The organism is Ralstonia nicotianae, from assembly GCF_018243235.1.
In the GTDB taxonomy this organism is placed as follows: Bacteria; Pseudomonadota; Gammaproteobacteria; order Burkholderiales; family Burkholderiaceae; genus Ralstonia; species Ralstonia nicotianae.
In genome coordinates, this window is record NZ_CP046675.1 from 515,562 (window position 1) to 534,959 (window position 19,398).

Genomic DNA, 19,398 nt, shown 5'->3' on the forward strand with positions numbered 1-19,398 from the left:
TTGGCATTGCCGCGCAACGCTCAAGACGTTGCACCATTCCTCACCATTACAGGAGTTCCGCCATGAGCTTCGAGATTGCCACTTGGTACGACACATGGAATAGCACGGGCCTGGATAACCTGGCGCAAAGGAAGGTCCCGCTCGGCTACGCCAGCCGGTACAACCTGGCGTTCGGCGAATTCGTGCCGTGCGCAAATGGATACACGGTAGACCTCAATGCGCAGTTCGCGAGCCAAGTCCTGACGCAAATTCGGACGCAGGCACCTGGGGTCCTGATCTACGCGGGCGTGGGAGACACAGGGCTCTCCGCGACGGTGCTGGACAATCGCCGGAACAACAACAGGTCGACAGCGAACATCGTCGCCTACCTGCAGCAGCAAGGCCTGAACGGAATCGCGATCGACTCGGAACAAGACGGCATGACCTACGTGCCGGAATTGGTGTCCCAGCTCGGCCCGGCGTTCAAACAGGCCGGCCTCGGGATCGCTGTCTCGGTCCCCTGGCCGGGCAACGGCCCGGTCGGCCTCTATGGCGACAATGCCGTGGCGGCATTCAACCAACACGTCGACGCCGTCGAGCTCCAGGATTACTCGTCCGAAGGGACCCCCGCGGATATCCAGGTCTGGATCCATGCCGGGGTCCGGCGCGCCATTCTGATGGGCGGTGTCTGCACCGAAAACGGCAATGTGCAGACGTCGCTCGAGGACACCGCCGCCTGGACCACGTTTGCACTGCAAAGCCAAGTGCGGGGCATGTTCAGCTGGCGGCTGGACAACGACCATGGCCAGCATGGCACGCAGGAGGATGTCGATCCGACTTTCACGGGTGCGCAAACGATCTACGAAACGGTCCAGAATTACGGCAGCGGCGCCGATCGGAGCAGCGGCGTGCTTGACGTAGCGGGCTCCACCTAGCCGCGCGGGCGCGCCGCTGAAGCAGATTCCAGCCGGTGGAAGCATCCTCGGACGCCTCGTGGATGATGGCGAGGCGTTCGAAGCGAACACGCAGGCGCTTGAAGTTGTGCAGCCAGGCGATGGTGTGCTCGACGACCCATCGGGTCTCGCCCGCTGCCTGCCGGTCGCGCAGTCTGCGCCAGCAACTCATGCCCTGAGCCGCAGCCCATTTCCTGCGGCAGCATCTCCCAAGGAATGCCGGACTGCAGCACGAACAGGATGCCGGTCAGCACGGCACGATCGCGTCCTGACGGCGGCGTGCGGCCGGGGACCTTGCCAGCAGCCGGCGAAGCCCAGTTGGCCACGGCGCCCGACCGCCATGGCCGGCTGCCATTTCCCGCAGGATGCTGCTACCATTTCGCCAACATCGAGACCCTCCACGTGCGCCGCTCACCGCGCTGGCTCTGGTTTGCTGGCTTCCTCATCCTGACCTTCCTGACCGTGCAACTAGCGGCAGCGGCCTACGCTTGCGCCGACGGCCGGGTTGCGGTCCGCCCGGTGATGGCCATGGACGAGATGGCGGACATGGCTGACATGACCGAGTCATGCCCAGAGATGGCAAAGCGCACGCCGCAGGACGACAGCCCGCACGACGGCCTCTGCCTGGAGCACTGTCAGGCGGGCACCAAGTCAGCCGACCACGTCTCACCGCAGATTCCGGCTTTCCTGCCCATCCTGCTCGGGCAGATCGAGCCGACGCCGATCGCCGCCCTGGTGCCGCTGTCCCTCGCACAAGGCGACGCCATTGCGCGCGCACCGCCGCCGCCGATCGCTATCCTCCACTGCTGTTTCCGAACATAGCCTCCGAAGCAACGCGTCCTTCCTGCCCTGCCGCCTACACAGCTGGGTGATCGTTGCTTTCCGGAGGTTTTATGCATTTGCGTTTCCCCCCGCGCGGTGGGCGTTTGTTTGCGCTTGCCGCCGCGCTGATCGCCGTGAGCCGACTGGCGTACGCCGAGGCTACCGGCGCGCTCTCGCTGCAAGAAGCGGTCGGCTTGGCGTCGGCCCGCTCCGCCGACGCAGAGACATCGCGAGCCGCCATCCAGTCGGCCAACGAGATGGCTGTCGCAGCCGGCCAGTTGCCCGACCCGGTGCTCAAGTTCGGCCTGGACAACGTCCCGCTCAACAAGTCCGACCAGTTCTCGCTCAGCCGGGACTTCATGACCCAGCGCTCCATCAGCGTGGTGCAGGAGTTCACGCGCGCGGACAAGCGCCGCGCCAAGGCTGATCGCTATGCCGCCGAAGCCGAAGCGGCGGAAGCGCGCCGCACTGTCGGGCTGGCCGACGTGCAGCGCAACGCCGTCGCCGCCTGGCTGGACCGCTGGTATGCGGAGCAGACCGGTGTGCTGCTCGGCCACCACGGGCACCCGCTCGAGCTGGCGCGCCAGGCGGCGATGGCCGCCTATCGGAGCGGACGCGGCACGCGCGCCGACGTGCTGGCCGCAGACCTGGAGGTCCAGAAGCTGCACGACCGCCAGGACGAGAACCGCGCGTCAATCGACATGGCGATGGTGAGCCTGGAGCGTTGGATCGGGCCGGCTGCTCGCCGTCCGCTGGGCGATCGTCCGACGCTGGAGGTGCCGTCATCAGTGCAGCGTCTCGAGACCGATGCGTTCGACGCCGTGCCTGAAGTCGCGGTCGCCCGGCGCGATGTGGCGCTGGCTGAAACGGAAATCCGCGCGGCAGCCGAGGCCAAGAAGCCCGATGTCACGGTCGAACTGATGTACAGTCAGCGCGGCTCGGCGTACTCGAACATGGGCTCGCTCAACATCAGTTTTCCCGTGCCGTGGGACCAGGGCCATCGGCAAGACCGCGAGGTGGCCGCCAAGTTGGCCCAAGCGCAGGAGGCACGCGCCAAGTCGGAAATCCAGCGGCGCAACACCCAGGCCATGGTCACAACCCGGCTGACCGAGTTGCGACGCAACCTGGACCGCCTCAAGCGCTATGACGAGACAACGCTGCCGCTGACCAACGCGCAGGCGAACGCCGCCCTGACGGCATACCGCACCAATACAGGCTCGCTCTCGGCGGTGGCCGAGGCCAACCACCGCGCCGTCGACACCGCACAGGAGCGCCTGGCGCTGGAAGCCCGGACGGCCAAGCTGTGGGCCGACCTGGCCTTCCTGGTACCGCTGCCCACCGCCCAAACTGAACCCGCTACGGGGAGCCCCCAATGACCAAAACCCTCATCGCCACGGTGGCGGGCGCGTTGCTGATCAGCGCGGCGGCCTACGGCGGCTACCGCATCGGCCTGTCGCGGGGCACGCAGCCCACCCTGGCCAACGCTTCCATGTCGAGCCCCGCCGGTCCGAACGGCCTCAAGGCCGGTGACGTCGACCCGCAAACCGGCAAGCGGGTGCTGTACTGGCACGACCCGATGGTGCCGGGCCAGCGCTTCGACAAGCCGGGCAAGTCGCCCTTCATGGACATGCAGCTCGTGCCCGTCTACGCGGATGGCGATGCCGGCGGCAGCGGCGTTGCCATCGACAGCCGCGTCGCGCAGAACCTCGGCGTCCGCACCGCCGAGGCCCGGTTGGGCAACCTCGGAGCCGTGCTGCAGGCGCCGGGCAGCGTGGCCGTGGATGAACGTAGCGTGCAGGTCATCCAGGCACGCACCAGCGCGTTCGTGCAGCAGGTGGCGGTGCGCGCGACGCTGGACCCGGTGCGGCGCGGGCAAACGCTGGTGTCGCTGTACTCGCCTGACTGGGGGGCGGCGCAGGAGGAGTATTTAGCGGTGTCGCGCCAAGCCGCGCATGGTCAGTCCGATCTGGTGGGGGCCGCCAAGGCGCGCATGCTGCAGGCCGGCATGACGCCGGGACAGATCAGCGCCGTCACCGCGTCGGGCAAGCTGCAGCCGGGCCTGGCGATCACCAGCCCGATCGATGGTTTCGTCATGGAAGTCGCCGTGCGCGACGGCATGACGGTCACGCCCGGCATGACGCTGTTCCGGCTGGCCAATCTGAGCCGCGTCTGGATCATTGCTGAAGTGCCGGAAGCGCAGGGACGTACAGTGGCGCCCGGCGCGCAGGTCAAGGTATCCGTCGCTGGCTTGGCAGAACCGGAAACGGCCAAGGTGGACGCCATCCTGCCGGACGTGAATGCCGCCACGCGCACGATCAAGGTGCGCATCGTGTTGCCGAATCAGGATAAGCGCCTCGTGCCGGGCATGTTCGCCACCGTGCGGTTTGACGGCGGCCAGGACAAGGAAGCGTTGCTGATCCCGTCCGAGGCAGTGATCCGCACCGGCCAGCACAGCATCGTGATGGTGGATGGCGGCCAGGCCGGCTTCGTGCCCACCGAGATCCAGACCGGGCGCGAAGCCGATGGCCGGGTCGAAGTACTGCAGGGCTTGCAGGCCGGGCAGAAGGTCGTCACCTCCGGCCAGTTCCTGATCGATTCCGAGGCCAGCCTGCGCGGCACCACCGCGCGAATGATGGCGCCGTCGGCCGCTTCCTCGCCCGCCGCAGCCACCACCGAGCACGAAGGCACGGGCCGCATCGAGGCGGTGAGCGGCGAAGGGCTGACCATCTCGCATGGACCGATTCCTTCGCTGCAGTGGGGCGCCATGACGATGGACTTTGCCGCGCCGCCGGCCGGCCTGCCGAAGGGTCTGAAGCCGGGCGAGCGCGTGCGCTTGCGCTTCCATCTGGATAAGGACGGCATGGCAGTCCTGTCGTCGGTGGAGCCGGCCGGTGACACAGGAGGCAAGCCATGATTGCGCGCCTCATCTTCGCCTCCATCCGCAACCGCTTCCTGGTGCTGCTGACTACGGCCTTGCTGACGGCGTGGGGGCTGTGGGCGGCACGCAGCACGCCGCTCGATGCGCTGCCCGATCTGTCGGACGTGCAGGTCATCATCCGCACCCCCTTCCCGGGCCAGGCCCCGCAGATCGTCGAGAACCAGGTCACCTATCCGCTCACCACCACGATGCTGTCGGTGCCGGGGGCCAAGACGGTGCGCGGCTATTCGTTCTTTGGGGATTCGTTCGTCTACGTGCTGTTCGAAGACGGGACGGATCTGTACTGGGCGCGCTCGCGTGTGCTGGAGTACTTGAATCAGGTGCAGTCCCGCCTGCCGGTGGCGGCCAAGCCGGCATTGGGGCCGGATGCGACCGGCGTCGGCTGGGTCTACGAATACGCGCTGGTCGACAAAACCGGCCGCCACGACCTGGCCCAACTGCGCGCGCTGCAGGACTGGTTCCTGCGCTTCGAGCTGAAGGCATTGCCGAACGTGGCGGAAGTGGCATCCGTGGGCGGCATGGTCAAGCAGTTCCAGGTGGTGCTGCAGCCGGACAAGCTGCGCGCGTACAACCTGTCGCAGGCCAAGGTGCTGGCGGCGCTCAAGGGCGCCAACCAGGAGACCGGCGGGTCCGTGCTGGAGTTGGGCGAAGCCGAGTACATGGTGCGCGCCAGCGGCTACCTGAAGACGCTCGACGACTTTCGCCAGATTCCGCTGGCAACGAGCGATGCCGGTATCGCCGTGCGGCTGGGCGACGTCGCCACCGTCCAGCTCGGACCCGAGATGCGGCGCGGCATCGCCGAGCTGGACGGTCAGGGCGAAGTCGCTGGCGGTGTCATCGTGATGCGCTCCGGCAAGAACGCGCTGGAGACGATCGAGGCCGTCAAGGCCAAGCTCGCCGCGCTGCGGAAGAGTCTGCCGGTGGGCGTGGAGATTGTGCCGGTCTACGACCGCTCTGCGCTCATCCACCGCGCGGTGGACAACCTCACGCACAAGCTGATCGAGGAGTTCATCGTGGTGGCGCTGGTGTGCGTGGTGTTCCTGTTTCACCTGAGATCGGCCTTGGTAGCGATCGTCTCGCTGCCGCTGGGCGTGCTGGCGGCGTTCCTGGTGATGCGCTACCAGGGCGTGAACGCCAACATCATGTCGCTGGGCGGTATCGCCATCGCGGTGGGCGCCATGGTGGATGCGGCCGTGGTGATGATCGAGAACGCGCACAAGCACCTGGAGCGCTGGCACGAGGCACATCCGGGGCACGCGCTGGCCGGGCACGAGCGCTGGGGTGTCATCGGCGAAGCGGCTGCGGAGGTGGGGCCGGCGCTGTTCTTCTCGCTGCTGATCATCACGCTGTCGTTCATCCCGGTGTTCACGCTGGAGGCGCAGGAGGGGCGGCTGTTCTCGCCGCTGGCCTTCACCAAGACGTATTCGATGGCGGCGGCGGCTGGGCTGTCGGTCACGCTGGTGCCGGTGCTGATGGGCTACCTGATCCGCGGGCCGATCCCGAGCGAGCAGTCGAACCCGCTCAGCCGCTGGCTGATCCGCCTGTACCAGCCGGTACTGGCCCGTGTGCTGGCGTACCCGCGGGCGACGGTGGCCATCGCCCTTGTGCTGCTGGCGGCCACGGCCTGGCCGATCCTGCGTACGGGCGGCGAGTTCATGCCGCCGCTGGACGAAGGCGACCTGCTGTACATGCCGTCGGCGCTGCCGGGGTTGTCGGCCGGCAAGGCGGCACAGTTGCTGCAGCAGACCGACCGGCTCATCAGGACCGTGCCCGAGGTGGCCACGGTGTTCGGCAAAGCGGGCCGCGCCGACACCGCCACCGATCCGGCGCCGATGGAGATGTTCGAGACCACCATCCGGTTCAAGCCGCGCGACCAGTGGCGGCCGGGCATGACGACCGACAAGCTGGTCGACGAACTGGACCGCGTGGTCAAGGTGCCGGGCCTGTCCAACATCTGGGTGCCGCCCATCCGCAACCGCATCGACATGCTGGCCACCGGCATCAAGAGCCCGGTCGGCATCAAGGTGGCGGGCACCGACCTGCAGCAGATCGACCGGCTCACCACGCAGATCGAGGCCGCGGTCAAGACCGTGCCCGGCGTCACCTCGGCACTGGCCGAGCGGCTCTCGGGCGGACGCTACATCGACGTCGACATCCACCGCATGGCCGCCGGCCGCTACGGCCTGAACATCGAGGACGTGCAGAGCATCGTGGCCTCCGCCATCGGCGGCGACAACGTCGGTGAAGTCGTGGACGGGCTGGCGCGCTTTCCGATCAACCTGCGCTATCCGCGCGACTACCGGGATTCGGTCGAGCAATTGCGCAGCCTGCCGATCGTGACGGACCGGGGCCAGCAGATCGTGTTGTCCGACGTGGCGGACATCCGCGTCGTGTCAGGCCCGCCGATGCTGCGCAGCGAGAACGCGCGCCTGTCCGGCTGGGTGTACGTGGACATCCGCGGGCGCGACCTGCGCTCGGCGGTGCGCGACATGCAGGCGGCGGTGGCCAAGGCGGTGCCGATGCCGGCCGGCTATGCACTGAGCTGGTCCGGCCAGTTCGAATATCTGGAGCGCGCCAGTGCCAAGCTCAAGGTGGTGGTGCCGCTCACGCTGCTCATCATCTTCGTGCTGCTGTACCTGGTATTCGGCCGCATCGACGAGGCACTGTTGATCATGGGCACGCTGCCGCTGGCGTTGATCGGCGGGTTCTGGCTGCTGTACGGGCTGGGCTACAACTTGTCAGTAGCGGGCGTGGTCGGCTTCATTGCGCTGGCGGGTGTGGCGGCGGAGTTCGGCGTCATCATGCTGCTCTACCTCAAGCAGGCCTGGACCGAGCGCCAGGAGCGCGGCCAAACCACGACTGACGCATTGCTTGACGCCATCCAGGAAGGCGCCGTACTGCGCGTACGCCCCAAGGCCATGACGGTGGCCGTCGTCCTGGCCGGCCTGATCCCGATCATGTGGTCACACGGCACGGGCTCCGAAGTCATGCAGCGCATCGCCGCGCCGATGGTCGGCGGCATGGTGACCGCGCCCTTGCTTTCTCTGTTTGTTGTTCCTGCTGTCTACCTGCTGTTGCGCAGGCGCAGCGTGTCATCCTTTTCCCAACCCCGCTAGGTTTCACGATGAAGCACACATTCGCTCTGGCTTTCACCCTGGCGCTGGCCGCGTCACCCGTGGCATTCGCCGCCACCCCGATGGACGGCATGGACATGAAGCCGGCCGCCCAGGCTGGCCAGTCCAACCCGGCGCCCAAACCCGTCGCGGCCGAGATCCGCAAGATCGACCCCGACACCGGCAAGGTCACGCTCAAGCACGGCGCCATCGACAACCTCGGCATGGGTGCCATGACGATGACGTTTGCCGTCCAGGACAAGGCTTCGCTCAAGGCCTTCAAGGAGGGTGACAAGGTGTCGGCGGTCTTCGATAGGGTCAATGGTCAGCCGACCGTGGTCCAGATGCGCCCCTAAGATTTTGCACGGAAAGTAGGATTACCCCTCATAGCGATCGATCGACCCAATGGTCTCGATTCCCTCCGGGCGGCGCACCGTCGCGGCGGCCGAGCGGAGGCCATGCTCGAGGCTTTCGCGCTCGGATACGGGTGGGTTCTGCCCGTTGTGCGGCGGCATCGCTTCAGGGCGAGCAATGCGCCTGAGCTTTTCATACAGCCTGTGTGTCTTCTGCTTGATGCGAAGACTGTCGGGTGTATGGAACTGGATTTCGAAGTGATGCGCCCCGCTGCGCAGGTTCATGTTCAGTCCGGCGTAGGTGGTATCGGCCATGGCGAAGGTGTTGTTGATGCGCATGACCTCCAGCCCTTCGGACTGCAATTGCCGCGAGACCCACTGTACCGATGCGACGAAGCCCTCGTGCTGCAGCACGACCTCGTAGCGCAGCGCGTCGCGCACCCGCGCCGCCGCCTGTTCGGGCGGCAAAGCGTGCTGATGCCGCAGCAGCTCGATCTTGCGGTGCGTCGAGGCCGGCTTCTTGAACACGTGCCGATGCAGCTCGGGGCCGTCGCCATGCAGATGCCCCTGCACGTGCTGCAGGAGCGCGCGCAATACGGGTGTGATCTTCGGCTCCATCGCCTTGGCGGCCTGGTGCAGGCGATTGACGAGCTCGGCGTACAAGGGCTCCGGCACAAGCTGGGCGCGTACCGCAGGCAAGGCCACGCTGGTCTGTTCGGCTTCCCAGTCGATGATGTCTTCGCACCCCAGGGGCATCGGAACGGCGCGGAAGGCGTCGCGGGCCGGGCGGGTCAGTTCTTGAAGCCGTGCGGCCGGGACGCCTTGCAGCCGCAGATGGTGCGATCGCTTGTACAGGTCGTGGTAGTGCTCCTTGAGGTCGAAGGTTTGCGGCGTGTGGAACTGGATCTCCCACAGATGCCCCTCGGGATCGCGCAACGTCACGTTGATCGCGCTGAACGGCTCATATCGCTTGACGAAGTGGTTGACCAGCTTCACCCGCGCGTGCCCTTGCTCGTCCAGCGCAGCCTGGATGCGGCGGCATCCGGCTGCGAAATCCTGGGACGGCAGCACGACGCTGTAGCGCAGCGCGTCGTTGACCTGCGGTACGGCGTCTTCCAGCGTCATGTGCTTGTGCGCCACCATTTGCTTGAGCTTTTCCTTCAGCGAGCCCGAAGACTTCAGCCGATGGCGCAGACCGGCCAGTTGCGCGCCGACCGCCTGCGCGATGTTGCGCAGCGTCGGCGTGATCGCCGCATCCATGCGGCTGGCGCGATCGGCAAGCAACCGGATCGCCTGGCTGACATCCAGTGCCGGCGTGTTCGCAAAGCGTGCCTGTGGCGTCGGCGCCGGAGCCAGCAGGCCCCATTGCTGCAAGGCCTCCACCGAGTGAATCATGACGCCGGCAGCCATGGTCGGGTTATGCCGCAACTCCGCTTTCGCCTGCTCGGGATCGAAGCGCCCGTCATGCATGGCATAGGCCGTTTCCTTGCCGTAAGGCACGCTGCCGATGCGCTCGCGGAACGTGCGTTCGCTGCGCAGGCAGGTCTCGATCACCTTGGAGAACAGTTCGGTCCCCGTGTCGGATTTCAGCGCGTCCGTCCCGACCTTGATGGCGATGGTGCACAGGTTGCGCAGGGTGAGCTCCGGCGAGCCTCGCACCAGGCCCGGCTGGCCCTCCGGAAACTGCTCGCACGACAACCGGCATACCGGATAGTTTTCCAGGATGGCCTGGACGCGCGCGCGGGTGTCGCCGGCCTGCTCGTACGCCTGCGCCAGCAATGGGAACCGGTCAGCCAGCCCGGCAGGCGTCCCGGCAGCCTTGGCCGCGGGGGCGGACTGGAGCCGGAAGACCTCATCATGCAGCAGTTGGGCGGCCTCCTCGGCTTCGGGCAAATGGGCGTTGGCGATCGCTTCGAACGCATGGTTGCGCAGCACATCCAGTGCTTGCAGGTCCGCCTGCTCCGCCTCGAACTGCTCGAGCAAGCCGTTTCGCAGCGGGCGCTCGATGCCGTCATAGACACCGAACATCATGTCGCGCGCCATCGCTTCGCGCATGTCGTCGGACTGCGCCAGAAAACGCTTGGCGAAGACGCTGGCGGTGCCCCGGAGACGGCGTCCGCGCTGCTCGGCCAGAATCTCGGCCGCCCGGCCGGGTTGGTATTGCCCGTCCTTGGGATCCTGCGCCGGTGCCGCGGTTTTCCGCGGCTTGAAGGAGCGCTGCTGGCCGCGGCGCTTTTTGCGGTCGTCCATCACGCGGGAAATGTGCGCGGCCAACTTGGGATAGCCCGCATACACGAAGGCATCATCGCCGTCGGTGTCCATGTCCCGCTTGCGCAGCTCGGTGATCGGCAGGGCCCCCAGCCTCCCGGGGACCACCACCTCCTTGACGCGCAGGCTGCCGGTGCTGCGCATCTCGGGCGGCAACGTGGCGCGGTTGCGGCCGGTGATCCAGCGTGACAAGGTCTTCAAGTCCTCCCGGGAGCAGGCCATGTCCATGCCCGCATGATCAGGCGACCAGTACTGCGGCGGCGGCACGATGAGCATGCCTTTGCTGTGCAGCATTTCAGCGCCCTCGCCCGCGTCGTCATTGAAGCCCGTGAAGCTGTACTGGATGGCAAAGCACCTGGACAGAAAGCTGGCTGTCGCGTCGCCCCGCTCCACCGTGCCGACTTGCTCGTCGGGAAACGGCAGCAAGTTCTCCTTGTCGTATGGCGCCTTGCCGATCAGCAGCGCGCCGCCATGCAAATCGAAGGCCCCGCTGCGCTGGGCCGGCAGATGCACGTTGTCGTCAGCCGAGGGGACCGCGCGAATCTGCTCGCCCTCATAGCCGCCGCTGACAGTGAGGTGATACAGCGTCAGCGGGTCGACGCGCGGGGGCGCCTGGCCGCTCGCCGGCTTCGGCGCCAGTTGCGCCAGCCTGCGCTCGATGGCCTGCCGGGCTTCCTCCAGCGCGGCCTCGTCGCGCGGAAAGTGCTGCAGCGCCTGCGGCGCGATGCGCTTGCGGTCGTTGCTGGTCTCCAGCAGTTTCTGCTGGGCCGGCGTGGCGCGACCGGCGCGCATGGCATTCCAGGCCATGACGTGGTCACGAAACACCGGAATGCACATAGCCACCTCGAACTTGAGGAACCCGCAGCCATCATTCGGGCACAGCTGAATGCGCTGGCCATCGGGGCTCTGCAGCTTGAACGGGTGCTCCGGGCCGTCCACATCGTCGAAGAAGCCCAGTCGCAGCGTGCCCTCGACCACGTGGTCGCTCGGCACCATTTCCAACAAGGCACGCTGCATGCGCGCCCAGTCTTCGCGCAACGGCGCCAGCTTGGCGGCCAGCTGCATCAGGCTGCTGCCGGGGGCCGTGTCGGCGTAACGCACCGCCGGAAGCATTGCAGCCGGGGCCGCGTGATTGGACAGGATATCGTGCGGCCGCAGCCCCCCTCCCCGGCTCAGCCGGCTGCCGCCGAACAGATCGAACCGCCACGGCTCGCCCTGGTACCGGAACGTACGCGCGAGCATGAACGCCGACAGCTCACCGGGCAGCTTGACCTCCACCAGGGGCAGACCGGTCAACCGCGCATAGAGCGAGTACGGCTTGCTCGGTTCGTCACGGTTGTGCTTCAGCTCCTTGCCCGCCATATCCACCGCGACATAGTGGGTGTCGCCTGCGCCACGGGCCGGCGGCACGGGGGCGCCGGGCTTCAACGTGCGCATGCGCCGATGCACGGCCCCCAGATCGAAACGGCTTGGCGGATGGTTGTGCGTGATCAGCGCGGTCTGGTGCTGTATGCGCAGATCCAATGCGTTCAGCACGTCCGCGTCGGCCTCGATCCGGGCGATGATGTTCCAGCTGTCTTCCCCCAGATCGGCTTCGATCGCCTCGCGCGAGCGCTCCAGCGTCTGCTTCACCCAGGCGGCGAGCCGATCCCGCTGGTCGCGCACCGACCGGCGCGAACCTTCGATATAGCGCGTCTTCCACATATCGCTCACCACGGAATACGTTTTGAGCACTTGGTAGAAGGTCAGCGCCGCACGCCGCGTGGCGTGCGACTCTTCGCGCATCGCCGTGTCCGTGGCAGGCTCCTTTTCCGCGGCGCCCAGCCGTGGCTGGACAAAGCGCTCGATCTTGCGCGCCACGATCGGCTGAAGCGTGCCGAGCACGCAGAGCGCGCGCCGGCGGTGAGCAATCAGCACCGGGCTGCGTGCCAGGGGCAACAGCCCCAGGCACAGGTTGCCCATGGTTTCAAGGTTTTCATTGCGCAGTCCGGTTGTGCGGCACAACGCGGCCAGCCGCTCCAGGGCGGGCCTGGCCAGAGGACGCATGTCATGCTGCAATTGCACCGAAGCCATGGCCTTCAAGACGATCGCGATTTCGCGGGCGCTGCACGTTTCGAAGCGTTCGCGGTACAGATCGAGGTGGGCTGCCAGCGCCTGGAGCTTGATGCGCGCCGGCGCCTGGAATTCGGCGTCGTCCGGTGCACTGAGAAACAGGCGCGCAAAGGCATTGGCGGCCTGTGACAGCGCCGACATTTCCGCATTGCGCCAAGGCAGATCGGCCTCGCCCATCCGGGCCGCCAGCAGCAGCAGGGATCGGCGGCAATGCGGCTGCTCCAGCCACCGGCTCAGCCCGTTGATCGCATTGGCGACTTCCTGCGCATTCATGGCTTGCCGAAGCTCCGCATCATCGACCAGCCGCATCGCCAGTTGCTCGGCAAGCGCCCGGCAGTGATCCTCCCCGGACCACTTGCTCAGTGCATTGAGCACATTGGCGACAGCCTGTGCATCCATGCCCTGCCGCAAATCGGCATCGGACGAGAGCCGCGCGATCAGTCGTTCGGCGGCCGTCCGGCAGGCCGCGGACTCCGGCCACTTGCTCAAGCCGTTGAGCGCAGCCGCGATGCCCTGCGCATCCATGGACAGCAGAAGCGCCACCTCGTCCGTCAACCTGGCTGTCAAGCACGCTGCCGCCGTCAGGCAGGCCGCCGACTCCGGCCATTTGCCCAGCGCATTGAACACATTGCCGATATGCTGCCCGTTCAAACCGTCTCGCAGCGCCGCGTCGCGACCGAGGCGGATCGCCAGGCGCTCGGCAGCGGCACGGCAAACGTCTGCATCGGGCCACTTGCCCAATGCATTGAGCGTGTTGGCGAGCTGTTGCGCGTCGAGGGCTTCGCGAAGGTCCGCCTCGCTGCGGATGCGAGCAGCCAGGCCCAGGGCCGCCTCTCGGCAAGCCGTCGTCCGCGGCCACTTGCACAGGGCGTTGAGCGTGCTGGCCACCTCTTGCGCATTCATGCTCGCCCGAAGCCGGGAGTCGTCCGCGAGCCGAACCGCCAGGCATTCGGCGGCGGCGCGGCAAGCCGCGCTGTCCGGCCACTTGCTCAGCGCATTGAAGGCATTGGCGATCTCTTGTGCGCTCATTGCCTGCCGCAGCCCGGGCGCTTTCACGAGTTGCTCGGCCACGCATTCGACGGCCGCCCCGCAGATCTCCGCTTTCGGCCATTTGCTCAGCCCGTTGAGCGAAGCGGCAACCGCCGTCGCCGTCATGCGCTCCAACAGCGCCGCTTCATGCACCAGCCGGGCAGCGAGATGCTCGGCAACGTTGCGGCACACGGCGGTCTCCGGCCACTTGCTCAGGCCGTTGATCGCGGTCGCAACCGCCTGCGCGTCCATGGCCTGTCGCAATCCTGGCGATCGCTCCAGCCGCGCGGCAAGGTATTCGGCCGCCGCCCGGCAATCGGTGTCGCCAGGCCATTTGCTGAAGGCGTTGAGCAGCAGCCCGATTTGCCGCGCCTCGAAGGTCTGCTCACCCCCGTCGTGCAGCAGGTGGCGCCCAATGCGCGCCGTTGCCTGTTCACATCGCCCGCTATCGCCATTCTTGGAGAAGGCATTGGCCAGCAGCGTCAATTCCTTGGCGCCGAGTCGAGGCAACGGCCCGGGCTTCAGCGCCTGGCCGGCAATCCAAGCGATGGCCGCCATGGATGCGGGCTGCCTCGGATATTTGCTCAGCAGATTGCCCAGTTCCGCCAGTTTCTCCAGCGGGGCATCCATGAACCAACGGGTCTTGAACAGATAGCACGCGGCCATCTCCACGCACTGTTCCAGCCCCCGTACCTGCCGATGCGGCTCGGCGTGCGTGGGGGCGGATGCGGCGCCCAAGGCAAAAAAGTAGCCGTCCAGACGTCGGGCGTTTTCTTCGGGCGGCACGGAGCCGTCCAGAAACATCAGGGCAAGACCGTAGCCGTTGCGCTGCGCCAAGGTGTTGTCTTTCGCCACATGAAGGCAGAAATCCGGATCGACCTTCCCCCGCCTGGCGCTCGCCACCAGCTTCCACAGGCGCGCGCACTGCTGCTCACGCAGGGCGGCGAGCCTGCCGAACTCGGTGCGCCCCAGCCATCGGCCATAGTCGGTGAGCTGCTCCGCGGTCGGTTCGCGCCTGGATTCGGCGCGTGGCGTGGTCGGCGGCGAGGCCGGCGCCTCCGCATCGCATGCGGCCGCGTGAAAGGCGGCGATTTCGCCCCGGCGCGGCAAGGATGTCGGGCGCACGTCAGTGTCATCACCGGCTTCGCGCTTGCGCTTGAGCGGGATGCGCGAGGCCTGTCGACTGTGCGACACACGCTCGAGCGGATCGGCCCCATCCTCTCGCGGACCGGCGCACGCCATCCCCGATCCGCTCCCCTGCGTGGACGACCTGTCTGTGTCGGCGGCCTCCACCGCAAGGGCGCGCGCCGACGCGTGGGCGCGATGGCCCGGCGAACGCGCCAGAGGCTCCAGATGCCCAGAGGCCCGGGCTCGCCGCTTCAGCGAGGGTGTCTGCTGATTCGAATGCGAATGTTGTGACGGGTCGTTACCGCTTTCCGGAGAAACAGCGTGCCAACGATGAGAGCCCGAAGGCAGTCGTGCAAGGCCCATAGATATGCGAGCGTTCCCGCCAGCAGAAACGTCCTGCGATGTCGGAGCGTTGGTGCGGGAAAGCGTCCAGGAAGGTCAGTTGCTCGGTGACGCGGCGTCGACCCGACAGGTGCGGGATCGAGCTTGCCGCCGATGCCAGATGTGGGATGAGGCCCGAGACGATACCCTGCGGCATGCGTCCATGCGTGCTTCACGATGCGAACAAATGGATCTGTTTGCGCAATGTCCGCGAATGGATTCACCCGGGATCAGGAAATACCAAGATGCGGCAAACGTTCTTTTCGCGCAAAGCCCGGCGATTGAACACAACGACGCGGCAGCGAAAAAAAGCCCCTTGGTCTCCCAACCAAGGGGCTAACGTCGATATGCGGTTTGCCTACACGTGTCCCTGCGATATCAGGGGATGGGCGTAAACTTCAGCTCGCTCAAGGGCACGACCTTGTCTTCACGCACCATCTTGTATTCCGTATTGGGGCCGAGCCACTTGTTCCACAACTGGTTGATCTCCCCCGCCTTGTCCATGGCCAGCAGGGCTTCATTGACCTTGGCCAGCAGCGCCGGTTCGCCCTTCTTCATCCCCACGCCGATCGGCTGATAGATCATCGGCTCGGCGATCATCTTCAGTTCGATGCCGCCGGTCTTGGACTGATTCACCAGCTTGGTGATCGTCATCGTGTTCGAGACGATACCCAGCGCCTTGCCTTGCTGCACGGCCATATAGGCGGAGCCCGTGTCCTGGAACGTCACCGGCTCGGACCCGTTCATCTTGATCGACAGCTCCGACGTCGAGCCCTTCGCCGCCGCCAGGCGCTTGCCCTTGTAGTCCGCCTTGCTCTTGCCCGGGTCGCTCGCCCGCACGGCCAGCATTTCCTTGGCGAGGTAGTACGGATCGCTGAACTGGATCTGCTCGGCGCGGCCGAGCGTGTAGGCGAGGTTCGCCACCGTCATGTCGACGCGGCCCATCTTGACTTCGGGCACACGCGCCTCGACCGACAGCGGGGTGATCCTGGCGGCGACACCCAGGTGCCTGGCCAGCGCCTGGCACAGGTCGACATCGAAGCCGACCATTTCGCGGGTCTTCGGATCCGGCGCAGCGAACGGCGGCACATCGGCAAACGTGCCACAACGCAGCGCCTTGTTCTTTTGGATCTCCGCCCATTGATCGGCCAGAACGGGAAAGGACGCAGCGCACAGACAGGCCAGGACAGTCAGGCGCGCAACGGTGGAATGGACCGTCATTTCAGACTCCTAAAGGTGGTGTGGCACGGAAACGGAGAACGGGCGGAACGGGCGCAAGGGGTCAATGCGAGCGCAGATCCGACAGGAAGCGTTTGGCACGCGGATGCTGCGGCTCGCGGAAGAACACATTGGGCTCGGCCACTTCCAGGATCGAGCCGCTGTCCATGAACCACACCCGGTCGGCAACCTCGCGCGCGAAGTTCATTTCGTGGGTCACGCACATCATGGTCATGCCCTCGTTGGCCAGGCTGCGCATCACGGCCAGCACCTCGCCGACCATCTCGGGGTCCAGCGCACTGGTAGGCTCGTCGAAGAGCATGGCGGGCGGTTCCATGGCCAGGGCGCGTGCAATCGCCACGCGCTGCTGCTGCCCGCCGGAGAGCTGCGCGGGATAGGCGTCGGCCTTGTTTGCCAGCCCCACCCGATCGAGCAGTCGCATGGCCTTCTCCCGCGCCTCGGCACGGCGAACCCCGCGCACCCGCATCGGCGACAGCACGATGTTCTCCAGCACCGACAGATGCGGAAACAGGTTGAAGCTCTGGAACACAAAACCAATGCGGCTGCGCACTTTGTTGAGCGTATCGCTGCGCATCGGTGCGTGTACCTCGTCGCCGTCGAACAGGATCTGTCCGGACTTGATCTCTTCCAGCCGGTTGACCGTGCGGATCAGCGTGGACTTGCCCGAGCCCGACGGCCCGCAGACAACGACGACCTCGCCCTTCTTGACCTCTGCGTTGATGTTGTTCAACGCACAGTAATCGCCGTACCACTTGCAGACATTGGAGAACTTGATCATGTCGATGCCTCAGTAATGCATTCAGGGTTCAACCGGCAGCGGCTCGGGTACCTCCGGCGCGGGCACGCGGCGCTTGCCCGCCCGCTTGGCGGCGATGCGGTGCTCCAGCGCGCGCGCCGCGCGTGTCAGGCTCCAGCACACGGCAAAGTAGATGACCGCCAGCAGGAAGAAGATCTGGAACGGCTTGCTCAGCAGCGCGTTGTTGATCTGGTTGGCTGCGAATGTCAGCTCGGGCACGTTGATGACGTAACCGAGCGTGGTTTCCTTGATGGTGGACACGAACTGGGCCAGCATGCTCGGCAGCATGTTGTAGAGGGCCTGCGGCAGGATCACCACGCGCATGGCACCGAGGTAGCTGTGCCCCAGCGCGCGTGCGGCCTCCATCTGGCCCTTCGGCAGGGCCTCGATACCGGCACGCACGACCTCGCTCAGGTAGACGCCTTCATAGATCACGAGCGTGCACAGCATCGTGGTGAAGCCCGAGACATCCCGCCCGATGAACAGGGGCACCAGGAAGTACACCCAGAGGATCAACATCAGCAGCGGCACACCGCGCACCCCATACACCAGCGCGGTGACCACCGAGCGTAGCGCCGGCCAGGGCGACAACCGCGCCAGTGCCAGCAGCACGCTCAGCGGAAACGCGAGCACGATGCCGAGCACGGACAGAATCAGTGTGCACGCAATGCCGCCCAGCGGGCCGTTCGGGTACTGCCCGACCAGCAGCAGCAGCCAGTTGTCGCTAACGATATCGACCAGATCCATCATGGCTTACCTCCCCGTCACGACGCGGAAGCGGCGGGCCAGACAGGCGCCGACCGCCATGATGACGAGCGAGAAGCCCAGGTACATGAGCGTCGCCAGCAAATACGATTCGAAGGCCCGGAAGCTGGCGTTCTCGATCTCCTTGACGGCATGGGTCATCTCCGCCACGCCGATCGCCATCGCGAGGCTGCTGTTCTTGAACAGCGAAACGCTATGGTTGATCAGCGCCGGCAGCGCATTGCGCACGGCCTGCGGCAGGAGCACGTAGCGCAGGGTGCCGATGAAGGTGTTGCCCAGTGCGCGGGCCGCTTCCTCCTGGCCCGGCGGAATCGCACGCAAGCCCGAGCGCAGGTCTTCGCTGAAGTACGCGGCCTGGCACAGGCCCAGCGCCACGATCGCAAAGACGACTTCGGAGTGATGCTCGCCCAGCCAATCCAGCGCGGGAAGCGGCAGCAAGGTGGAGATACCGAAGTACCAGAACATCAGCTGCACCAGCGTCGGCACGTTGCAGTGATACGAGACATACGCCCCGACAAAGCGCTCGGCCAGCGGGTTGGGCACCATCCGCAGCGCCAGCAGCACGAAGGCCAGCGCCATGCCCAGCACCCATGAGCACCCGGCGATCACCAGCGTCATCCAGACACCCTCGATCAGCATCCTGCTGAACTCGGGGTTCTTCAGGATCGCCATCAGATCAAAGCCTTGCATGATCGGCTCCGCTCAGTCTTGCGATGGTTCCGGGCGCATCGTGGAGAGGCCGCCGGGCACCTGCAGCGTCGGAGTGATCTCCATGTGCCCGATATTGACGGCGATGGGCGCGGCAATGGCAAAGGCGATGGCTTCGGCGATGTCGGCGGCCTGGGGCAGCTCGAAGCCCTTGACGAAGCGCTCATAGGTCTCGGCGCTGTCGCCGTGCACGTGGGCAAAGATGTCGGTGGCCACGCGCCCGGGGCAGATCTCGGTCACGCGCACGCGCTTGCCGTAGGCATCGATGCGCAACTGCCGCGACAGCATGTGGATCGCCGCCTTGGTGGCGTGGTACGTGGAGTTCCCGCCAAAGTTGTACGCACCGGCAATCGAACTGATGTTGACCACGTGCCCCCGGTCGCGCGCCACCATGCCCGGCAGCACGAGCCGGCAAAGATGCAGCACCGCGCGCAGGTTGACGTCCACGAGCAGGTCGATGCCCTGCGCATCGGCGTTGAGCAGCGAGCCTGGACGATCCACACCGGCGTTGTTGACGAGGATGTCGAACGCGTGCTCGCTCGTGAGTGCGGTGATGCCGTCCAGGTCGGTCACGTCGATGGCGTGCGCAATGCAGCCGGTACGCTCGGCCAGCTCGGCCAGCGCCTGCGCGCTTCGTGCCAAGGCATGGACCTGCACGCCCTCACGGCACAAGCGTTCGACAACGGCGGCACCGATTCCGGAAGACGCGCCAGTGACCAGAGCGGTTTTGTAGTCTGCGAATGACATGGTAGTCCTGTGCGATAACTTGCTTCAATGTATCGATCACCGGCGTTACGCGCCAAGATGGAATGTC

Annotated in this window: 12 protein-coding genes and 2 pseudogenes; 6 read left to right on the top strand and 8 right to left on the bottom strand. The window is 66.2% G+C overall.

Going from position 1 to position 19,398, the window contains the following annotated elements; translation table 11 throughout:
• Window positions 1–62: 62 nt before the first annotated feature.
• Window positions 63–914: a glycoside hydrolase family 18 protein gene (locus GO999_RS18615; RefSeq protein WP_064478493.1), complete on the top strand. Its 852-nt coding sequence runs from the start codon at window positions 63–65 to the stop codon at window positions 912–914.
• Window positions 915–972: 58 nt separating this feature from the next.
• On the opposite strand, the pseudogene GO999_RS18620 reads toward GO999_RS18615, so the two are convergent.
• Together GO999_RS18620 and GO999_RS18625 are read right to left on the bottom strand one after the other, a co-directional pair.
• Window positions 973–1,065: pseudogene (locus tag GO999_RS18620) on the bottom strand (transposase); the annotation flags it as partial.
• Window positions 1,063–1,258, bottom strand: a pseudogene (locus tag GO999_RS18625) (transposase); the annotation flags it as partial. The pseudogenes GO999_RS18625 and GO999_RS18620, both read right to left, overlap by 3 nt.
• Window positions 1,259–1,334: 76 nt before the next feature.
• Here GO999_RS18625 and GO999_RS18630 point away from each other — a divergent pair.
• From GO999_RS18630 to GO999_RS18650, 5 genes are all read left to right on the top strand, one after another.
• Window positions 1,335–1,754, top strand: coding sequence for a hypothetical protein (locus GO999_RS18630; protein ID WP_028854356.1), 420 nt, complete (start codon window positions 1,335–1,337; stop codon window positions 1,752–1,754).
• Window positions 1,755–1,825: 71 nt separating this feature from the next.
• Entirely contained in the window at window positions 1,826–3,130 is a 1,305-nt protein-coding gene (locus GO999_RS18635) for a TolC family protein (RefSeq protein WP_211907101.1), read from the top strand.
• Entirely contained in the window at window positions 3,127–4,668 is a 1,542-nt protein-coding gene (locus GO999_RS18640) for an efflux RND transporter periplasmic adaptor subunit (RefSeq protein ID WP_211907102.1), read from the top strand. The genes GO999_RS18635 and GO999_RS18640 overlap by 4 nt, the downstream gene beginning before the upstream one ends.
• On the top strand, window positions 4,665–7,808 hold the full coding sequence (locus tag GO999_RS18645) for an efflux RND transporter permease subunit (RefSeq protein ID WP_211907103.1): 3,144 nt from the start codon (window positions 4,665–4,667) through the stop codon (window positions 7,806–7,808). The genes GO999_RS18640 and GO999_RS18645 overlap by 4 nt, the downstream gene beginning before the upstream one ends.
• Window positions 7,809–7,816: 8 nt before the next feature.
• On the top strand, window positions 7,817–8,161 hold the full coding sequence (locus GO999_RS18650) for a copper-binding protein (protein ID WP_019719576.1): 345 nt from the start codon (window positions 7,817–7,819) through the stop codon (window positions 8,159–8,161).
• A 21-nt stretch (window positions 8,162–8,182) separates the two neighbouring features.
• Here GO999_RS18650 and xopAD read toward each other — a convergent pair whose 3' ends face one another.
• The 6 genes from xopAD to GO999_RS18680 form a co-directional block, all read right to left on the bottom strand.
• Window positions 8,183–14,809, bottom strand: a complete 6,627-nt coding sequence (gene xopAD, locus GO999_RS18655; protein ID WP_211907185.1) for a XopAD/skwp family type III secretion system effector — start codon at window positions 14,807–14,809, stop codon at window positions 8,183–8,185.
• A 645-nt stretch (window positions 14,810–15,454) separates the two neighbouring features.
• Entirely contained in the window at window positions 15,455–16,297 is an 843-nt protein-coding gene (locus tag GO999_RS18660) for an ABC transporter substrate-binding protein (protein ID WP_211907104.1), read from the bottom strand.
• A 61-nt stretch (window positions 16,298–16,358) separates the two neighbouring features.
• The gene (locus GO999_RS18665) at window positions 16,359–17,093 is read right to left on the bottom strand and encodes an amino acid ABC transporter ATP-binding protein (protein WP_011004225.1); all 735 of its coding nucleotides are present in this window, start codon (window positions 17,091–17,093) and stop codon (window positions 16,359–16,361) included.
• A 21-nt stretch (window positions 17,094–17,114) separates the two neighbouring features.
• Complete coding sequence (locus tag GO999_RS18670) at window positions 17,115–17,861, bottom strand: amino acid ABC transporter permease (RefSeq protein ID WP_016723036.1); 747 nt, start codon at window positions 17,859–17,861, stop codon at window positions 17,115–17,117.
• A 3-nt stretch (window positions 17,862–17,864) separates the two neighbouring features.
• Window positions 17,865–18,566: an amino acid ABC transporter permease gene (locus tag GO999_RS18675; protein ID WP_019719574.1), complete on the bottom strand. Its 702-nt coding sequence runs from the start codon at window positions 18,564–18,566 to the stop codon at window positions 17,865–17,867.
• Window positions 18,567–18,578: 12 nt separating this feature from the next.
• On the bottom strand, window positions 18,579–19,331 hold the full coding sequence (locus tag GO999_RS18680) for an SDR family oxidoreductase (protein ID WP_021155922.1): 753 nt from the start codon (window positions 19,329–19,331) through the stop codon (window positions 18,579–18,581).
• Window positions 19,332–19,398 lie beyond the last annotated feature (67 nt).